The sequence below is a fragment of the Sphingomonas sp. Root241 genome, assembly GCF_001428865.1.
GTDB lineage: Bacteria > Pseudomonadota > Alphaproteobacteria > Sphingomonadales > Sphingomonadaceae > Sphingomonas.
The window spans coordinates 1159400-1180987 of record NZ_LMIV01000001.1; the positions used below are offsets into that span (position 1 = coordinate 1159400).

At 64.2% G+C, this 21588-nt stretch carries 8 protein-coding genes; all 8 read left to right on the top strand.

Annotated elements, in window-relative coordinates; all coding sequences use genetic code 11:
• Nucleotides 1–67 precede the first annotated feature (67 nt).
• Nucleotides 68–3130 carry a glycoside hydrolase family 2 protein gene (locus tag ASE13_RS05485; protein WP_235536854.1) on the top strand — a complete coding sequence of 1021 codons (3063 nt, stop codon included), beginning with the start codon at nt 68–70 and terminating at the stop codon, nt 3128–3130.
• A 37-nt stretch (nt 3131–3167) separates the two neighbouring features.
• Nucleotides 3168–3572, top strand: a complete 405-nt coding sequence (locus ASE13_RS05490) for a YbaN family protein (RefSeq protein WP_056614761.1) — start codon at nt 3168–3170, stop codon at nt 3570–3572.
• A 12568-nt stretch (nt 3573–16140) separates the two neighbouring features.
• Entirely contained in the window at nt 16141–16743 is a 603-nt protein-coding gene (locus ASE13_RS05505) for a LuxR C-terminal-related transcriptional regulator (protein WP_162254668.1), read from the top strand.
• Nucleotides 16744–16974: 231 nt separating this feature from the next.
• Nucleotides 16975–17343, top strand: coding sequence for a hypothetical protein (locus ASE13_RS05510; protein ID WP_056612492.1), 369 nt, complete (start codon nt 16975–16977; stop codon nt 17341–17343).
• Nucleotides 17336–17926, top strand: coding sequence for a DUF4255 domain-containing protein (locus ASE13_RS05515; protein ID WP_056612494.1), 591 nt, complete (start codon nt 17336–17338; stop codon nt 17924–17926). Before ASE13_RS05510 ends, ASE13_RS05515 begins: the two co-directional genes overlap by 8 nt.
• Nucleotides 17926–19008, top strand: coding sequence for a hypothetical protein (locus ASE13_RS05520; RefSeq protein WP_056612496.1), 1083 nt, complete (start codon nt 17926–17928; stop codon nt 19006–19008). The genes ASE13_RS05515 and ASE13_RS05520 overlap by 1 nt, the downstream gene beginning before the upstream one ends.
• A gap of 30 nt (nt 19009–19038) precedes the next feature.
• Entirely contained in the window at nt 19039–21114 is a 2076-nt protein-coding gene (locus ASE13_RS05525) for a phage tail sheath C-terminal domain-containing protein (RefSeq protein ID WP_056612498.1), read from the top strand.
• A gap of 14 nt (nt 21115–21128) precedes the next feature.
• Nucleotides 21129–21578, top strand: a complete 450-nt coding sequence (locus tag ASE13_RS05530) for a phage tail protein (RefSeq protein WP_056612500.1) — start codon at nt 21129–21131, stop codon at nt 21576–21578.
• The last annotated feature ends 10 nt before the right edge of the window (nt 21579–21588 follow it).

Sequence of the window (21588 nt, forward strand, 5' to 3'; positions counted from 1 at the left end):
CTTCCACATTGGCTTGACAGACACTGCGCCGATAAGACAAGTTGGCCTGACCAATTGGGAGGGTGCCTTGCATAGATCCGTCGGTGCCGTGCTCGGCATGCTGCTCGCGACCGTCGCAGTCCCGGCGATCGCACACGACGCATCGACTGCGGTCGCCTCACCGCGCGCGACGTACAACCTCAATCCCGGCTGGCGGTCGACGACCGGCGAACAGGCGGGCGCCGAGCGGCCGGGCTTCGACGATCGCGACTGGCACGAGGTCACGCTCCCCAACGCCTTCAACGAGACGCAGGCGTTCGCGCGCGACATCAAGGATCTGTCGACCGGCATCACCTGGTACCGCAAGCGCATCGTCCTGCCCGCGCAGGGCCCTGGCGGCCGCGCTTTCCTCGAGTTCGAAGGCGTGCGTCAGGCAGCCGAGGTCTGGGTCAACGGCCAGTCGGTAGCCCTCTCCGAGAACGGATCGATGGCGTTCGGCGCCGACATCACGGCGGCGCTGAGGCCCGGCGAGAACCTCATTGCGGTCCGTGTCGACAATGACTGGAAATACAAGGAGCGCGCGACCGGCAGCGGCTTCCAGTGGAACAACAACAATTTCAACGTCAATTATGGCGGCATCACCAAGAATGTCCGGCTCCATCTGACCGGCCCCGTCTATCAGACGCTGCCGCTCTTCTCCGGCCTGGGCACTATTGGCCAATATGTCTGGGCCGACGCATTCGACGTGAAGGCCCGCCGCGCGACGATCCATGCCCAGACCCAGATCCGCAACGCCGGCGCGACTCCGCGCAAGATCGGCTACCGCGCCGAGATCCGCGACCGCGATGGCCGCGTCGTCCGCCGGCTCGACGGCGGCGACGCGACGCTGGCGCCCGGCGAGACGCGCCTGCTCACGGCCGCCGGCACTGCAGAAAACCTCCATTTCTGGAGCTGGGGCTATGGCTATCTCTACACCGTAACCACGATCCTGACCGAGAACGGCAAGGTCATCGACAGCGTCGATATCCGCACCGGTTTCCGTCAGACGAAGTTCGCCGACGGCATGGTCAGCCTCAACGGCCGCGTGATCCAGATGCACGGCTATGCCCAGCGCACCTCGAACGAATGGCCCGCGGTCGGCGTGTCGATCCCGCCCTGGATCAGCGACTTTTCCAACGGGCTGATGGTCGAGAGCGGCGGCAACCTCGTCCGCTGGATGCACATCGCGCCGTCGAAGCAGGATGTCGAGAGCGCGGATCGCGTCGGCCTGATCCAGGCGATGCCCGCGGGCGATGCCGAAAGCGACGTCACCGGCCGCCGCTGGGACCAGCGCAAGGAAGTGATGCGCGACGCGATCGTCTATAATCGCAACAATCCCTCGATCCTGTTCTACGAGGGCGGCAACGAGAATATCAGCGACGCGCACATGGCCGAATTGAAGGCCATCCGCGACCAGTACGACCCGCATGGCGGCCGCGCGATCGGTTCGCGCGAGATGCTCGACAGCAGGCAAGCCGAATATGGCGGCGAGATGCTCTACATCAACAAGAGCGCCACCAAGCCGGTCTGGGCGATGGAATATTCGCGGGACGAGGGCGCCCGGCTCTACCAGGACGAGCTGACTCCGCCGTTCCACAAGGATTCGCCCGACTATAACCGCAACCAGGACAGCCACGCGATCGAAGACGTCAAGCGCTGGTGGGACTATTATCGCGTCCGCCCGGGCACCGGGAAGCGCGTCAGCTCGGGCGGCGTCAACATCATCTTCTCGGACTCGAACACCCATTATCGCGGCGACAATAACTACCGCCGCTCGGGCGAAGTCGATGCGGTCCGCCTGCCCAAGGAGGGCTTTTACGCCCATCAGGTGATGTGGAGCGACTGGGTCGACAGCGTCACCCCGCGCACGCACATCATCGGCCATTGGAACTACGCGGCAGGCGCCACGAAGGACGTAACCGTCGTCTCGAACGGCGACGGTGTCGAGCTGTTCCTCAACGGCCGATCGCTCGGCAAGGGGGAGCGCAGCAACGGCTTCCTGTTCGGCTGGCAGGTCCAATGGGCGCCGGGGACGCTCCGCGCGGTGGCGACCTATGCCGATGGCCGCAAGTCCGAACACGTGATCGAGACCGTCGGCGCCCCCGTCGCGCTGCGCCTCACCCCGCATGTCTCGCCGCGCGGCTTCGTGATGGACGGCGCGGACATCGCTCTGGTCGATGCCGAAGTGGTCGACGCCAAGGGGCGGCGCGTGCCGACCGCGCACGACATGGTCAAGTTCACGCTCGACGGCCCCGCCGAATGGCGCGGCGGGATCGCCCAGGGCGATTCCTCGGGCAAGCCGCGCGCCGCGGCCGCGGCGGGCCCGGCCGAGCCGACCAAGCCCGCCGGCGCCGACCAGACCACCCAATATGCGGGCACCGCGCGCGGCGAGGACAATTACATCCTCTCGCCCAACCTGCCGGTCGAGGCCGGCGTGAACCGCGTCCTGCTCCGCGCGGGCACCGGCCGCGGCACGGTCCGCGTCACCGCAACCGCGCCGGGGCTCAAGCGCGCGACGCTGACGATCCCGACCAGCGCGGTGAAGCCCGCAACCGGCGGCCTCTCGGCCGATTTCCCCGAGGACCACCAGCCGGCCCTGCTCACCCGGGGACCGACGCCCGCAAGCCCCTCCTTCACCCCCAGCCGCACCACCGTCATGCCCGCATCGATCGTCGCGGGCTCGAACCAGGGCGAGGCCGCGAACAGCACCGACGACAACGAGCTCTCCCGCTGGACCAGCGACGGCCAGCCCGGCTCGGCATGGATCGAATATCGCTTCGCCGCGCCCGCGGCGCTGAGCGAGATCGACCTGAAGCTCGTCGGCTGGCGCTCGCGCAGCTACAAATTGCGGATCACGCTCGACGGCAGGACCGTGTGGGAAGGCGAGACCGAGCGCCAGCTCGGCTATGCCAATGTGAAGTTCGCCCCGGCCACCGGCAGCCTGCTCCGCATCACCCAGATCGGCCCGGTCGTCGACCGCGACGCCTTCGGCAAGGTCATCGAGCTCGATACCTCGCGCAAGGCAGGGGACACCGGCGCCGACGCAGTGCCGCCGGGCTGGCGGCTGGGCGTGGTCGAGGCCGATTTCCACGGCCCGGTCGCGCGGAAATAGTGTTCCCCCTGCGGCGGTGATGGTACCGACGCTCGCGATGACGTGGCGGCGAGACAACAAGCCTGATCGCGGGGCGAGCCCGTCACGCACGCTTTGGCTGGCGCTGGGCTGGTTCTTCGTCCTGCTGGGCTTTGTCGGCGCGCTTTTGCCATTGATGCCCACCACGATCTTTCTGATCCTCGCGGTCGGCTGCTTCGCGCGATCGTCGCCGCGGCTCGAGGCCTGGCTGCTCGACCATCCGCGGTTCGGACCGTCGCTCCGCGCGTGGCGGGAGAACGGCGCGATCACGAAGAAGGGAAAGCTTCTCGCGTGCACGGGAATGGCGCTGGGCTACGCCGTCTTCTGGTTCACGGCGCGCCCCGGCCTGACGGTGGACGTGGTGGTGGCGCTCGCATTGGCAGGATGCGCCGCCTTCGTGCTGAGCCGCCCCACGGCGCGGTGAACCTCGAGGGCTGCGAGCTCCGTTCTCCCCGCCGTAATCGTCACGTCCTGCAAACGTGAAGAAATTCTAAACAAAGCCGGGATCTCGCCGACTGGGTGTGCAGGGGCATTGGCCCGTGATTTCAGGTGGGCGGGGGCGATGGTTGCAATTTTCACGGGCTCGGGGGCAGGTCTCGAGCGCGGTTCGGGTAGTGTGCTGGGCGGCTCGGGACTGCTTGGCTCGGCAAGTCTCGGGCGCAGCGGCGAGCAGTTGTTCCTCAACGCCGCGAACGGCAACCTGGTGGTGCGCCACCGCGACGAGTTCCTGACCGGGCGCGGCGGCGACATCGCGATCAACCGGACCTATAACAGCCTCGGCAACCTGAGCGACGACAATAGCGACAATTGGCGCCAGAGCACCGACCGCGCGATCTTCGACTTCACGGGCACGATCAACACCTGGGGGAGCAGCGTCAAGCGCCGTTCGGCTGACGGTTCGGAGATCGGCTATAGCTGGAACGGCTCAGCCTATGTCGCGACCGACGGCTCGGGCGCCTTCGACACGCTGACGTATCACAGCGGCAATAACTGGGCCTGGACCGATGGCGACACACGGGTGGTCGAGGTCTATGGTTTCCACAACGGCGACTGGCGGATCGTGTCCGAGCGCGACACCAGCGGCAATACCCTCACCTACACCTATACCGGCGACCATCTGACGCAGATCGCAACCGCCGATGGCGGGGTGGTCCAGTACACGTGGTCGGGCAACAATATCACCAGTGTCGTGACGTCGAGCCAGGGTGCGACGCTGACGCGCACGCGCTACAGCTATGACGGCGCCAACCGCCTCGCCAGTGTGACCGTCGATCTCAGCCCGGAAGACAACAGCGTCGCCGACGGCAAGGTCTACACCACCAGCTACACCTATCACGGCACGTCCAAGCTCGTCGCCAGTATCAGCGAAACCGACGGATCGCGTGTCGATATCGGCTATGACAGTGCGCTTCGCGTGACGAGCATCACCCAGGCCGTCGCCAACGGCGTCAGCCGCACGACCACGCTTGGCTATGGCGACGGCTATACCAACATCACCGATCCTGCAGGACAGGTGACGCGGCTGGATTTCGCCAAGGGGGACTTCGCTGCCGAGCTCGAGACCTGGAGTAGCGGTAACCTCGTCAAGGAGCCTGCCGTCATCGATGGACGAGCGGCGACCCGATACACGGTCGTCAATGGAGGTTCCTGGTCGGGCGTGATGCAGGGGTTCACCGTCGCGGCTGGAGAAACGATCAGCTTCGCGCTGACTTTGCAGGCCGCAGGCAACGTCACGACGCAGGATCTTGGCCTCCACGCGGATAGCGAAGGCTGGGCGACGAACGACATTTCTTCCGCTCGCATCGTTTCGGGTCCGGGTACTCTCGTGCAACTGGCTGGTGGCCTTTGGCGGATAACGGGTCTCTCCCAGACCACAGGCACGCGTGTCGAGATCACGCGCACTTACGAACAAGCCCAGGCGGCCGGTGCCTATTTCTATGTCGACAACCCCGGCGGCTTTCGCCCGGGCGCCGCGCTGATCGCCGCCGATCCGATGCTGCTTCGCAGTGCGACCGCCACCAATCCTAGTCAGATGGATTTGGCCAACTGGAACAATGGCAATGTCAGCGTCGTAGGAGCTGGCACGATCCATGGATCGCCGGCCTACCAGTTTACAGTGCAGCAGGCAGGCGCTTGGTCGGCCTTTTACACTGGTCTTTTCGCAGAAGGCGATACGTACAGCTTCTCGCTGAGCCTTCAGGCGGTCAACGGTTTCACCAGCCATTCGCTCGGTCTTCATGGCTCCAACAGTCTGTGGGGCGGTGGCCAGACGACTGCCCGGATCGTCTCGGGTCCGGGCTCCATTCGTCGCTATGAGGGCGGCCTCTTCACTGTCGAAGGGTTGTCTGAAACCGAGCCGACGCGAGTGGAGATCGTCAGGACCTATGATCGGACCGAATACGGCGGCGTCTATGTCTATCCAGACATGGAGGGCGGATTTCGCGCAAATGCTTCGCTCATCGCCGCGGCGCCGCTGCTCACCAAGCTGCCAGTTGAATCGGCCAGTGCCGGCCAACTGCTCAAGATCACCGCTCCGCCCGCGCAATCGGGGGCGGCGCAGCAAGTGGTGCAGTTCGGCTATGACGCGCAGGGCAACCTCGCCAGCGTCACCGATGCGGCGGGTAATGCCACAAGTTATAGCTACGACGTCTCGGGCAACATGGTCAGCCAGACCCACCGGCTCGGCAGCATCGTCACTCGTACCTACAATGCCGCGAACCAGATACTGACCGAGACGCGCATCGGATCCGACAAGGACTCGAACACCACTGCGCATACGACTCGTTTCGTCTACGACGGTGCCAACCGGCTGGTCTACGTCGTCACTTCCGAAGGTCGAGTCACGCGCAACTGGTACGATACCGCCGGCCAGCTCCACTTTATAAGCGATTTCCCGGATTATTTCTATGATCTGAGCGGGTTCGCGACAGACCAGAGTCCCAGCCAGGTGCAGCTCGATGCCTGGTGTACGAGTCTGCCGGAGTCCGCGAGCGCCGAGATCACGCAGATCATCTACGATGAGCGCGGCAATGCGAGCCACCGGCTAAGGGCGAGCCAGAACTATGGTTACGCCCACCTCAATATCGAGGGAGAGCATTCGCACGAGCTCTTCACCTATGATTCCGCTGGCCAGTTGCTCAGCCGATATGTCGTCGGACAGAATGTCGAGAGCTTCGTCTATGACGGGCTCGGCCGGATCACTGCCAGCACCGATCTGAACGGTGGCACCACCAGCTTCGTCTTCAACGATGCAGCGATGCAGGCGGTGGTGACGCTCGCCAACGGCTTCGTCCAGACCTCGGTATACAACAAGGCCGGGGAACTGGTCAGCTTNTTCGTCTTCAACGATGCAGCGATGCAGGCGGTGGTGACGCTCGCCAACGGCTTCGTCCAGACCTCGGTATACAACAAGGCCGGGGAACTGGTCAGCTTCACCGAGTCCGGCGCCCATGTGACGGTGGGCGAGGCGACCTACCTCTACGACCGCAACGGCCGCGTGCGGCGGATGACCGACGCCAGCGGCATCAAGAGCTATTATCTCTACGACAAGGTCGGGCGCAAGATCGCCGACATCAACGAGGCCGGCTGGATCACCGAATATCGCTACGACGCCAATGACCGGCTCGTGGCGACCGCCCGCTATGCCAACGGYTCGGTGTCGCCAGCYGCRTTGTTCACGTATCTGGCGGACCCCAACGCCGACATCGAGTTGGCGGCCTATCGTCCCGTGGCGCACAGCTTCGATATCTGGACCTGGACGGTCTACGAYAAGGAAGGCCGCGTGATCGAGGCGATCGATGGCGACGGCTCGGTCACCGCCTACCAATATGACGCGTCTGGCCGGCTCATCCGGACGACCGGCTATTTCAACAAGCTTTCGGCCGGGCAGATCGCTGTGTTGCCGGGCGCCCATGCGAACGACAGCATCGCGCGCACCTTCTACGACAAGGATGGCAATCTCGTCGGGGTGCTGAACGGCGAGGGGTATCTGTCGCGCATCGTTTACGACGGTGCCGGCCGCAAGGTCCAGGAGCTTGCCTGGGCCAATCCGACCAATGCCGCCGATCGTGCGAACGGCTCGTTCCAGACACTGATCAATGGCGTGGGCGCCGACGCGCGCACGATGCGCTATGTCTATGACGGCCAGGGGCTGTTGCGCTTCCAGATCAACAGCCTCTTCCAGGTTACCGAATTCGGTTACGGGAGCGGCGCGGACGCGCACGGGCCGGTGCGCCAGACGACACAATATGCGGGGTCGATCCCGGCGCTCTCGAGCTACACCTATGCTGCGGTGAAAAGTGCGGTGGCTGGTTTTGCCGGCCAAGCGGACAACCGTCTGAGCTTCGGCGTCTATGACGGCGCCGGACGGCTGGCCTATTCGATCGATGCCGGCGGTGGGGTGGTGGGCTATGTCTACGACACGCTCGGCCAGCTGATCCGCAAGGTCGAGTACGACAATCTGCGTTGGACCGGGAGCCTGCCGACCAAGGGCGACATGGATTCCTGGGTCGCGACCTATCCCACAGTGAATGACCGCATCACGCGCTATTACTATAATGCGCGCGGCGAGCTCCGCTTCACGGTGGACGCCGAAGGCTATGTCACGCGCACCGACTATGACGCGGAGGGGCGCAAGACCTGGCAGGGCCGGTGGAACACGGCGCTGTCGGTGAGCGACAGCTCGACGATCGACTATGTCAAGAACAGCACCGATGGTTGGATCGACTATACCAGCCAGAGCTGGTCCTATGACGCCACCGGCCGGCTCACGGCCGAGTATAATGGTGAAGGCGAGCGGCGCGACTATGTCTATTGGGCCACTGGCGAGCTCGCGCGCGAGATCGTAGGGGCTGGCACGGCCGACGCGAGCCACACGCTGTATGTCTATGACGCGGCTGGCCAAGTCATTGCGCGGTATGACGGCTATGAGGGCGGCGCTCCGGAATACGCGCTGACCACGTTCGCCTATGACGGCCTCGGCAATCTGGTCAGCACGACGGATGCGAACAGCCACACCACCAGCTGGACCTACGACAAGCTGGGCCGCAGGCTCAGCGAGACCAATGCAGCGAGCGGCGTCACCAGCTTCGAATATAACGGGTTCGGCGATCTCGTCCGCACCATCGACGCGCGCCTGAACTCGACCTGGAACTATTACGACAAGCTGGGCCGGGTCGTGGCGACACGCGATGCCGAGGATTACGTCACCGAGACCAGCTACACGGTGTTCGGCGAAGTGGCTTCGGTCACGCGGCGCGCAAGCAAGGCGACCAATACGGCGTCAGTGACCGCGCCGCCGGCGGTGCTGGCGAACGCGAAAGATGCGACCACCAGCTTCACCTACGACAAGCTCGGCCGCGTCAAGACCACCACCGATGCCGAGGGCTATGTAGAGACCAACTGGTACGACGCCTTNCGAACGCGAAAGATGCGACCACCAGCTTCACCTACGACAAGCTCGGCCGCGTCAAGACCACCACCGATGCCGAGGGCTATGTAGAGACCAACTGGTACGACGCCTTCGGCGGAATCAACCAGACCCAGAACAAGCTGGGTGGCGTTACCGTATACTCGCGTAACCGGCGGGGGCTCGTATACTATGAATATGTATACTCGCCGGTCCATAACGAGGCGGGAACCCAGACTGCCGCCGCCTATTACCGCAACGTCTACGTATATGATGCGCGTGGAAACGTCGTGCATCAGGTCGAGGCCTATGGCCTGCCCGAGCGGCGCGACACATATTTCGCCTATGACAAGGCGGGCCGGCTGACCTCGAAGACCGGCTCCACGATCAACTATGTCGACCAGACGAACCATATCGGCCTGATTTCCGCGACGCCGGTCGAGAGCTACAAATATGACAAGCGCGGCAACCTCGTCGAGGCGACCGATGCCAACGGCGCGCGGACGCTGTTCTGGTATGACGAGTTAGACCGCAAGGTCGCCGAACTGGGTGCGCTCGGAACGTTTTCGACCTATGGCTATGACGGGGTCGGCAACCTCATTTCATCGCGGACCTATGCAACGCCGATCGCATTGCCCGTCACGCCTGGCGGCACGCCGCCGGCGGCGCCTGGAGGCGCGTATCGCGAAACAAGCTATGCCTATGACGCGATCAACCGGCTGACCTCGACCAGCATTGCAGGGGTTCGCACCGGCGCGTGGAATGGCTCGTCGTTCGTGTTGTCGACCGCGGCGATCACCACCAGCTACGTCTATGACGCGGCCGGCAATGTCGTCAGCACCACCGACGCCAACGGCGTCACCAGCTATGCCTATTACGACAAGCTCGGCCGCAAGACCCTTGCAGTCGATGCGCTGGGCTATGTGACCCGCTGGGATCTGGATGCCGAGGGCAATGTCGGAGTCGAGCGGCGTTACGCCATCCAGTTCAGCGGCGCGAGCGTTGCGGCGCCGCCGGCGCTTGCCGAGAGCACGTCCGATCGCGTCACCGGCTTCACCTATGACAAAATGGGCCGGCGGATCGCCGAGCATCGCTACGGTGTCGAAGCCTATGTGGTGAATGCCTCGACCGGGGTGCTCTCCGGCAATGGCGGCACCGCCAGCATCTATTACAGCTATAACGGCCTGGGTCAGGTCACGCGCAAGACCGAGGCGACCGGCGAATATTCTGATTACGAATATGATCTTGCGGGTCGGCTGGTGCGGGAACAGCGCGCAACAATAATCGATTATTCGGGCACCGCGATCAGGCCGGTCGTCTCATATTATTATGATGCGCTTGGCAATCTCGTGCGAAGTGTGCAGGCCGGCGGCACCGCCGCCGACCGGGTGACGCGCTATGTCTATGGGGCAGGCGGGCGGCTGTTCTCGAAGGTCGATCCTTCGGGCTCGGTCACCGAATATTATTACGACGCCGCTGGAAACGTTCTGCGCGAGAATTACGTGCGCACTACCTCGGACGGGGCGGCCGTCTATGAGGGCATCCTCTACACGCGCGACATCCTCGGGCGCGTCATCACCCAGACGGTGGGCGCATGGACCGGCTCGAGCTGGAACAAGGGCGATGCCCAGCAGATCCAGTACAACGCCTATGGCGAGGTCGCGCAAAAGGGGATCAACGGCGGGTGGCAGGAGCAGTTCGCCTATGACGGCGCAGGCCGGCTCTACCGCAGCAATTCGGGCGACGGCGTCTGGCGCTATTATGTCCATGACGCCAATGGCAACCAGAGCGCGGTCATCGAGAGCGAAGGCAATTCGATCGCCGGGCTGAGCCTCGATCAGATGCTGTCGAGCGCGACGGGCGGGTTCGCTTATGGGCTGGGCCAGCTCCATGTCGACGGGCTCAATGTCACGATCAATGCCTATGACAAGCGTGGCCAGGCGATTTCGACCCGGCTCGCCCAGCGCCAACTGAGCAATGCCGGTGGCACCACCGACATCGTCACCGGCCGCAGCTACAATGCCTTTGGCGAGGTCGCTACCGAAACCGACGCGCGCGGCTACCAGACCGTCTACGGTTATAACGCGATGGGCCGCACCACCTACGCCCTGCGCGCCTCGGTGCTGGTCACTTACGAGAATGGCAGCCAGGCATGGGTCAACCCGAGCAGCCACAATTATTATGACATCGCCGGTCGGCTCATCGGCCAGGACGACGCCAACGGCAACCGTACCACCCGTACCCTGCTTGCGGGCACCGGCTATGGCGGCAGCGAAGCGCAGGTCGTGTGGGAGTGGCATGCCGACGGCGGCATCGTGAAGAACGGCTACGATCGCTTCGGCGACCTCCGGCGGGTGACCGATGAGATCAACCGCACCACCGCGATGGACTATGATGCCATGGGGCGGCTCATTCAGGTGACTCGCCCGAGCGGTCTGACCGAATATTTTGCCTATGACGTGCTCGGCCAGCGCATCAAGCACTGGAACTCCTTCTACGGCACCGCCAATGTCGAGACGACCGACTACGATGTGCAGGGCCGGATCGTGCGGACCGTCGCCTTTGGCGGCGATACGACGACGACGAGCTATGTCTGGGAAGGTGGTGCCGGCGCCAACGGGCTAGGCGCCGCCCCTGGCGCCTGGACCACGCTTACGACCTATGCCAATGGGCGCCAGAGCGGGGATCAGTCTGACCTGTTCGGCCATCTCATTGCCTCCACCGACATGGGGGGGCATCAGACGCTCTATGTATACGACCTCGCCGGGCGGATGATTCAGCGTTCGGGCGGCGAGACGATCAACTACGATTATCTCAATACCGGGTTGGTCGGGCGCGTCACCATCGGGATCGACACCTCGGCGTCGCAGGGCAACTTCACCCAGGATCGCACCAGCTACGCCTATGATGCCGCCGGGAACCGGCTGACCGAGGAGTTCACCCGGCTGACCGGCGCGATGGTCGATCACGGCTATTGGGAATACGACTATAGCTACGGCTATCCTGACCAATATTGGGTCAGCGACTGGCAGTACGAAACCTCGCTCGTCACCATCTCCAGTCAATCCGCCAATTATGACGCACTGGGCCGCCTGACCTATTGGTCCGCCGCCGCCACCGGCACCACGCCGGCGGCGAGCACCAATTATTACTACGACGCCAATTCCAATATCCGCCGCAGCGTCGCGAGCTTCAGCCTGCTCGACCAGAATGGCGCCGCCTACTCGGCAGGTACGCAGGATTATTGGTACCGCTACGACAGCATGAACCGGGTGGTGACCGCCAAGGGCATCCAGACCGGGAGCGGCATCGTTCGCGGCGGGCAGGGCGTAGATCTGCTCTACGACGCCGCCGGCCAGCGGACCCAGGCACTCAGCACGACCACTGCCTGGGGGCAGGTCTATGTCGAGGTCTATGATCCCAACATGTATGGCGGCTGGGGCGGCTATACATGGCAGTATCAGGACGTCTCGTACGAAGCCGACAATCGCGAGGATTACACTTATTGGGGCGATGGTCAGCTCAAGGACGTCCGCGTCGCGCAGAGCGGCTATTCCGACAATGGCGACGGCACGATCACGGTGACCGCGCCCGCCGCGACCGGATTGCGCAAGGCGAATTATTGGTATGATGGGCTGGGCAGGCTCGAGCGCCAGATCGACTGGGGAGATGCCGATCCCGACGTCTATGGCAACGGGGCGCTCAATTCGGCGATCTACGACAAGCGGCTCGAATACAACGCCAAGGGGCAAGTGACGTTCGAGCAGCTGTTCCAGCGCCAGGGCGGGATCACCCAGGTCAACGAGACCACCAGCGACTACGGCACCGGCACCGGCTATGCGCTTGGCGCGCTGGTCAGCTCCACCACCAATGCCTGGCGTACCGGCGTACCCTATTCGACCTCGACCACGAGCAACAGCTATGCCTGGTACGATGGCGCTGCGCTCGCCTCGACGACGGTGACGGGCACCACCAGCGGCACGACCACCTACAATTACAACGGCTTGGGCCAACTGGTCAGCGCGTGGATCTCGGACGGGCGCTCGCGCAATGTGAGCTTCCTCAACGACGCGAATGGTCTGGCGATCCGCCGCGACGAGCAGGATTATGTCGGCCAGGGCGATCCGCACGAGATCTGGTATCGCTTCGCCGGCCGCGAGATGGGCTATACCGGCAACAACGGCACGCTCGAGACCGACTATCTGAGCTCGGTCGCCAGCCGTCCGCTGACCCCCGGCAGCGGCGCGTTCCGGGGCGGGGCGAGCTACGGCCAGGCCCATGCCGATTTCGACCAGTTCTACAATCCGGTCACTTCCCATGAGCAGGGCGGCGCCGGCGGCAGCTACACGGTCCGGGGCGGCGAGACCTTGTCCACGATCGCCGCGCAGCTCTGGGGCGATTCGAACCTCTGGTATCGCCTCGCCGAAGTAAACGGCCTCTCCGCCGGTTCGGCGCTCGCCGAGGGCCAGCGGCTGACCATCCCCGCGGGGGTGATGCGCTCGTCGTACAACGCGTCCACCTTCGCGCCCTACGACCCAGCCGCAGCGCTGGGCGATACCAGCCCGACCACCCCGACCCCGCAGGCGCCGCGCAAGTCGAAGAGCAACAATTGTGGTGTGTTCGGGCAGTTGCTGCTCGTCGTCGTGGCAGTTGCCGTCACCGTGGCTTCTCAGGGAACCCTCGCCGGCTTGCTCGGTAGCCCGGTACTCGGCGGCGCGGCCGCAGGCGTTGCCGGCAGCGTCGTCAGCCAGACGGTCGGCCTGGCCACCGGCATCCAGAACAAGTTCAACTTCGGCGCAGTCGCGATGGCGGGGATCGCCGGCGGCATCGGCGGCGGCCTGAGCAGCGTCAAGGGGCTTGAGTCGATAGCCGGCAGCAAGTTCCTGGGCGACGTCGCGCGCGGCGCCATCGGCAGCACACTCACGCAAGGCATAGGCGTGGCCACCGGGTTGCAATCGAAGTTCGACTTCGCCGGTGTGGCGGTTGCCGGCCTCGGGGCCGGCGTGGGCGGTGCGGTGGCGCGCGGTATCGACGGCAAACGGTTGTTCGGCATGACGATCGGCGGGACCAGCAGCGCCGGCAATGCCTTTCTGAGCGGCACGGCGAGTGGAGTGGCGAGTGCCGCGGCTCGCAGCTTGGTCACCGGTACTGACTTCGGGGACAATCTGCTCGCCGCATTGCCGGACGTGATCGGCAGTACGATCGGACGGATGGCGGCGGACCGGCTGGAAGCCTTGTTCGAGCCCCGACAGAAGCAGGTGGCCGTCGGTCAGGACGATATAGCTGAACAGACCTCGAAGGAGAGTGGCGGCCCAATTGGGAGTCGCACACAAGCCGGCGCCGGTTCCGTAGAGGATATGGAGGGAGGTGGCAGTTCGCCGGTAACGCGCGCGAATGCGGCGGGCCGAGCCGCGACCGACGCGGCAGGCGATCCGTCCTCGCTCGACCTCACCACCTATGGCATTCGCGATGTCGAACCCAAGACACGCGAGGAGAACCGGCGCAACGTCGAAGCGGGAATCGAGCATGCCCGCAAGCGCACCGATCTCACGCAAACCGAAAAGACGGCGGTGATCGATGAACTCGAGCGCCGCGGCTCTTATTGGGATTCGATCCTCCCTTCGGCTTCCGCACTTGCTGTCGCCGGTCTCGCCGCGATTGGCATCAGTTTCTCAAACGGCGCGCTCTCGGTGGGCGGATACGAAATCTTCTCTTCTGGTGACAGCCACTTCCGGGTGTTCGGACAGAACGGCCTGTCAATCGATCACGACGGTTTTTCGCTGGGCGGTGACAATGGTCTGGTGATCAGCAACGGCGTGCGTCTCGGCGGGACGAACGGACTTGATATCACCTCTAACTATTTCCGGTTAGGTGGCACGAACGGTATTGACATCACCAGCGATGGGCTCCGGCTCGGGGGCGGCAATGGTCTGGTCGCCTCGAATGACGGTTTGTCGATCGGCGGCACCTATGGCCTCAACATTTCCAGCGATCGCTTGAGCATCGGGGGTTACACGTTGGTTGGTGATGCCGCAGAGAGCATCGCCGTGAGTCTCACTAAGTCTGACTTTCCGGAGATCGCTTCGCAGGTTAGTCAGAAACAGTTCAGACATATAGGTGGCAGAACTGAGTATCGAGGTGGAGGGTATCTCGATAGTGTCAATGATGCCCAAGCGGTCTTACAAGCCTATCATTCTGAGACGGCAACTATACTCGGGAAAACGTCGAATGGTGGGTTTCCGGTTGTTCGTGTCAAAGGTATTACGGGAACGAACGTGAATCTCGGCGCTGGTTTTGTGAAGCAGCCGACAAACGTGTTCATTATCAAGGGAACGGCTAGCCCCAGCATTGTTCCGACTAACCCCAACTGGAGACCGTAATGGTCACTGAACCTAACCTCGACGAATGGAATCGGCAGCACATCGCCGTCAGTCAAGTTCTTCTCGGTGTCATATCTCCTAATATAAGAATGGTTTGGTTGGAGTGTCAAAAGGGAGAATGGGTCATAAACTTTGTACTAGAGCATGATGATGATACCGATCGTGAAGAAATAGGTGACTCTATCACGGAGTTTGAGGCGCTTCAGGATCGCGCAATAGCTTGCCGTCTTAATGTCGTGATAGATTCTGGTACTTTGGAATGGCCAGCGTCTCCGGCGCGTGTCGTTTTCCGCCGTCGAGAGATCTAAATTAGAATTACGGTGACAGTTTGCTGAATCCATCGAGTGTATACGCTGTGTGCTCCGCGCACGCTGTCTTCCGCAAATGACCGTCCTTGCAATGTAGGATTTCGTCTGCTTGCCTCGGGCGGTCGGCCTTGCTGGCCGCTCTTTCACATCGTCGGATCGATCCGCCTCCAAGACCGGGATTACGGTGACAGTTTACTAAATGCATTGAATTCGGTCCGCCCTTGCAATGTAGGATTTCACCTGCTGCCGTCGCGCCTGGCTGCACGCTGCTGCGCGCTCTTTGACTTCCGCCGCAACGATCTCGACCTCCGCGCAAGGATTACGGTGACAGTTTACCTAACCCCCAATCTCTCCTCGCTCGCCGCTTGCAATGTAGGATTTCGCCTGCTCCACTCACGCTCCGGCCTCAGGCCCGGCGCTCTTTGACCCTGCGATCTCCCCGAGCGTACGCGCGCGCTCGGTTCACCGCATTTCTGCGCTGACGCCCCGTCACCTTCGCGCCTTGGCGAGCAGCCGCCAGCGCTTCTCGCGCAGCGCTTCCGCAAGACCCTTCGACCAGTGTGACCCTTGTGTGACCTTCCGCCGTACCTCCTCGGCGGAATTAAGGTGGGCATACGCATTGCGGTGACAGTCTACTAAATGCATTGAACGCATCCCTTGCAATGTAGGATTTCGCCGCCCTCAGAATGGAAAGTTGACCGACTCAGCGGAGTATTGGTATTTCATTCGACCACGCGGACGGTGCAACGGTCTCAGACGTTGTCGTTCCGACTCAAAAAAGACACTGGCATTCCGCTGGTCGCGCAGCCGGGGCATTCGGACCAACCGTTCGACACCAAGCGGGGGTAGTGACCGAACATGTCGTCGATTTCACCAGACCAGCGCCCGATGATTTGGGTGGTCAGTGATATCGCGCTGGTGCGCGAAGGATTGAGCGCGCGCCTCGCGGCGGAATCTCGAGTCGATTTCGCCGGCGCCAGCTGCCCGAGGGAACCGCTGCCCGGCAAGGTGCCGCTGCCCAATGTGTTCGTGCTCGATTTCGGTTCGGCCTGGTCGCGCGGTTTCGTCGACAGCCTCCGCGAGCGTGACAGCGCCGCGCGGATCGTCGGAATAGCGATCGGCAAGAGCGCGACTGCGTTGGCCGATTGGGCCGAGGCGGGCGTGTTCGGATTTGTCGAGGACAATGGGAGCATCGAGGATCTGGTTCAGGCCGTGCTGCTGGTCGCGCGCGGCGAGTTCTGCTGCTCGCCGAAAATTGCGGCCGAGGTCGTCGGCGGTCTGATCGGCCGCCCGCGTCAGGCCATCGCCGTCAGCTCCAGGCTCACGCCGCGCGAGACCGAGATCCTGGTCGATCTGGAGCGCGGCGCCAGCAACAAGGAAATCGCGCGGCGTCTCGGGATCAGCTCGGCGACGGTCAAGAACCATGTCCACCATCTGCTCGAGAAGCTCGCCGTATCGCGCCGCGCCGAAGCCGGCGCGCTGCTCCGCTCCTTCCGCTAACCTCTGCGCTTTGACCGAATCCCGGCGGGCACGCCCACGCCCGTGCCGTTGTTCACGCGCTCCCTGAGCCGAACGGTCCGGTTCCTCCGGTCCGGAACGACTCGTGAATCCGCGCTCCCTTGTTCCTTCGAGCCGGCCGTTCGGCCCGGCCCGAAAACGCATCTCCGGGTTCATATCGAGCGCGCACCCACGCGCCTATGAAATGGCATCTGATGCGGCGGGAGCGGTTCGTTGGCGCGCGAGAGGCTCGACATTCTGATCGATCGCATGCCGCCGATCCCGCTCGCCATCGTGCAAACCTTTGTCGAGACCTGTCCCGAGGTTTCGGTGGTCGCCGACGATGTCGGCGCTGCCGAGTTGTCGGATACGGTCGCGGCGGTGCTTCCCGACGTGATCATACTCGGCAACGCCGATGCGCTCGGCAGCGATGCGGATATCGCCCGGCTGCTCGGGCCGCCCGAAGTGCATCGCCGGATCGTGACTCTGTTCGGCCCCGACCGGATCGCACGTCTGCACGAGTGGCGGCATTCGATGACCGTCGTCGAGGATCTCTCGGCCGCAGCATTGCGCGCAGCGATCCTGGGAGGCGGCGATGGCTGACTCATCCGGTATCGGCCATGTCTCCCAGAGCTTGCAGGATACGTTGCGCGCAGCGATCACCAGCGCCGGTCCCTTCGCCGGCACGCAGGTCGATCTGCGTTCCCCGAAGGAAATCCCGCCGCCCGGGCCCGCCGCCATGGTGCTGTCGCTGTGGCTCTATCGTGTGCGCCGGTTCGATGAACTGGAGAATGCACCCCCTCGCGTCGGCACCGACGGCCGGCTCCGGCGCGCGCCGCTGCCGCTTGTCCTGCACTATCTGGTGACGCCGCTTTCGAGCGACGAGCTCAATCGCCACAGACTGCTGGGCGCGGCGATGCAGACGCTGCATGACCACGCCCGGATCGGGCCCGAATTCCTGCGTCCCGCGCTGCAGGGGGAGGAAGATGGCCCGGTGGGAATCCATCTCGAACAACTGAGCTTCGAGGACACCAGCCGGATCTGGCACGCGCTCCAATCCCCTTACCAACTGTCGGTCTCCTATTTCGCGCAATATGTCCCGATCGAGGCGCACCGCTCGCTGAGCGATGGCGCGCCGGTGCTCGAAACTCATTCGCATTACGCCGCCATCGAGGAGGTCTCCTGATGGACACGCTCGTTTCTATCCCGCCGCGCACTTATGCCGCGACGTTCGATCGGACGGTCACGCGGCGCTGCTTCGCGACCGGAGCGATCCGCGATGACGCGAATGGTGCACCGATCGGCTCGGGCGCGGCGCTGATCGTCGACGACCCGCAGCTTCTGGGATGCCTGGGGACATCGGCCTATGCGGTGATTGGCGACCCCGACGTCGCGCTGCGTGATACGACGATTCCCCATCCGCTCACGCTGATGATCACGCGAGGCGGTTATCGCCCAGCAATGATCGCGCTGATCGTGCCGGCCTTTCCTTCCGGTCCCGTAGTCCAGGACATCGCGCTGCGGCGGCTGCCGGTGCCGCTGCGCGGCCGGGTGCTGGGGCGCAACGGCGCCATCCCGCCTGAATTCCTGCCCGTCGCCGATGCTCGGATCGATGTGACCGGGCCGATCGGGCCCGGCGGCGAGATTCCATTACTCCTCGGCCGGCCGCTGGGCCGCGATCTCGGCGCCGGCGCGACGCTGAGGGCGCGCGGGCTCTCGGCGCTCGCCGATGTCAGCGCCACGATTGGCGCCAGCACGGGTGGCGACGGCGTGATACTCGTGGACGGCACCGGCGTCGCAGCGGGACAACTGCTTCGCTTCGGCACCAGTGCCCGCGGCCACTGGACGGAGATCGCCGCGGTGGCGCCCGATCCCGATCGTCCCGCCCCGGCCGCCATCGCCTGGACGACCGAACGGCTCGGCGGAAGTGTGGTCGCGGGCGAGCCGATCCGGAGGTTCACCAAGAATGCACTGACCGGCCCGACCGCGACGCCCGCGGGACAGGCCTATGGGGGCGAATCGATCCTGTGGGTCGATGCGCTACCCGTCGGCGGCGATGTGCTGGTGCTGCGCGAGGCGGGGCACCCCGATGCCTATTTCGATCACGGCGCCGCGAGCGGACTGGCCGGCGACTACGCAATCGACGGGTTCGCCCGGATGGGTAGCGCGTCGATCACTGTCAGCGCCGCCGGCTTCGTCCCGCAGACCCGCGACTTTTCCGCCGCCGGCCTGGCCGGTGAGCAGCTCGACTGGAGACTCGTTCCGTAACTCATTCCGCAGCGCAAAGGAGCGCGAACCATGGCCGAATATCTCGCACCCGGTGTGTTCCTCGAGGAAGTCGACCTCAAACCGCCTGCGATCGAGGCAGTGAGCACGAGCACGACGGGTATGGTCGGATATACCGAGCGCGGGCCCACGTTCGGGCCGCCGGTCCTGGTGACCAACCCCCTCCAGTTCCGCCAGTCCTTCGGCGGGCCGCTGCCGGCCTCCACCGGAAGCGTCGGCGAGATGTTCTATGCCGTGCAGGGGTTCTTCGCCAATGGCGGGCGCCGGCTCTATGTCGTGCGCGCAACCGGCGCGGGCGCCCTGCGCACCCAATTCGCGACGCGGGGAGGCTTCGTGACGCGGCTCGCTCCCGGCGCGGATGCCACCGTCGGTGCGACGACCGCGCGCCTCGCCAGCACGCTCGCGCTGCGCGACGGTTCGGGACTGACGCTGTCGTTCACCGACGAGGGTGTCGCCTATGTCGCCACCGCGAACACGATTGCCGCCGGCGGAATCAACACCGCCACGGGTGACGTCACGCTGACCAACGCCATCGATATCACGCCCACGGGCAAGCCGGCATTTCCTGCCGCGCGGACAGCAGTGGTGACGACCTTCAACGGCATCAACAACGCCGGCCTGCCGACCACCGGAGCGCGCCCGGCCAGCATCACGCTCGAGGCGGCCGATGCCGGCTCCTGGGGCGGCCGCATCGCTCTGACCACGCGCCATGTGAGCTCCGCGCGTGCGGTCTACGACACGCTGATCTCCGGCGGCGTCGACGCCAATCAGGTCCGCGTGCGGACTGCGAGCGGCTTCTACCCCAATGCCTGGGTGCAGATCGATCGTGGGCCCGGGGCGCCGCGCAACATCCGCCGAGTGATCGCGGTGAACGGCACGGTGCTGACGCTATCCGGCCAGGCGCTCACCGGCCCGACGATGGCGCCGGTGGCGCCGGCCACCGAGACGGTGCTCACCGTCTGGGAATTCGCGATGACGGTGAGCTTCGACGGCATCACCGAGACCTATCCGTCGCTCACTCTGGCGAATGTTCCCGGCAAATATGTCCTCGACCAGATCAACGGCCGGTCGAACCTAGTCCGGGTGCTGGCCGCATCGGTTCCGGCGGCGATCGCCGATACCCATCCGTTCCGGTTCCCGACTGCCGACGATGGCCTGACGCTGCTGCCGACGACCGCGGGTACCGATGTGCCGCCGATCGCCGCCGACATCCGCGGTACCGACGGGGGGCCGGGCGCGCGGACCGGGCTGCGCGCGCTCGAGGAGATCGACGACATTTCGATCATCGCCGCACCGGGCTGGGGCGACGTCAGTGTCCAGGCCGCGATGATAGAGCAGTGCGAGCGGCTGAAGTACCGGGTCGCATTGCTCGATCCCGAAGTGACCGGCGCTCCGCCGGTTCCGCCGACGCTCACCCAGATCCAGAACCAGCGATCGCGCTTCGACAGCAAATATGCCGCCATCTATTACCCCCGGATCATCATCCGCGACGCCGCCGACGCGCCGCGTGCGATCGGCCCGGCGGGGCACATGGCGGGGCTCTGCGCGCGCATCGACAATGAGCGCGGCGTGTTCAAATCGCCGGGCAACGAGGTGATGCGCGCGATCGTCGACCTCGAGACGATCGTCACCAAGGGCGAGCATGAGATCCTCAATCCGCGCAACATCAACGTCATCCGCGACTTCCGCAACGAGAACCGCGGCATCCGCATCTATGGCGCGCGCTGCATCACCAGCCTGGCCGATTGGAAGTATCTCGCGGTGCGCAGGCTGTTCATCGCGATTGAGCGGTCGATCGAGATCGGCACGCAATGGGCGGTGCTGGAGCCCAATGGCCCGCAGCTATGGGACCGGCTGATCGACAGCATCGACAGCTTCCTGACGACCTGGTGGCGCGACGGCGCGCTGCTCGGCGAGGAGAAGGCGCAGGCTTTCTACATCCGCTGCGGCACCGCAACCATGACGCAGGATGACATCGATAACGGCCGGCTCGTCATGGAGATCGGCATCGCACCGGTCAAACCCGCCGAATTCGTCATCATCCGGATCAGCCAGACCCCCAGCGGGCTGCTGGCCGCCGAAGCCTGAGAAAGGTCTGAACCATGCCCGATCGCAATCGTCCCGACCCGTTCCGGGGTTATAATTTCCGCGTCGAGTTCGACGGCATCACCAAGGCCGCTTTCCGCGAATTTTCCGGCCTGACGTTCGAAACCGATCCCGTCGAATATCGCGAGGGCGACGAACGCCGGCTGCACGTCCGCAAGCTGTTCGGCCTGCGGAAGTTCACCAATCTCCAGGCCAAGCGCGGGATCACCACCGATATGCAGCTTTATCGCTGGTATTCGGAGATACTGAACGGTGGGGCTCGGCTTCGGGACGGGGCAGTGATCCTCACCGACGAGCTGCAGAAGGACAAGATGCGCTGGTCCTTCCGCAACGCCTTCATCACCAAATGGGAGGGGCCCAGCTTCAACGCGACTTCGAACGACGTGGCGATCGAAATGATCGAGATTGCGGTCGACCGCGTCGAACTCATCCCTTCGGCGCAATAGGCGGCGAAGC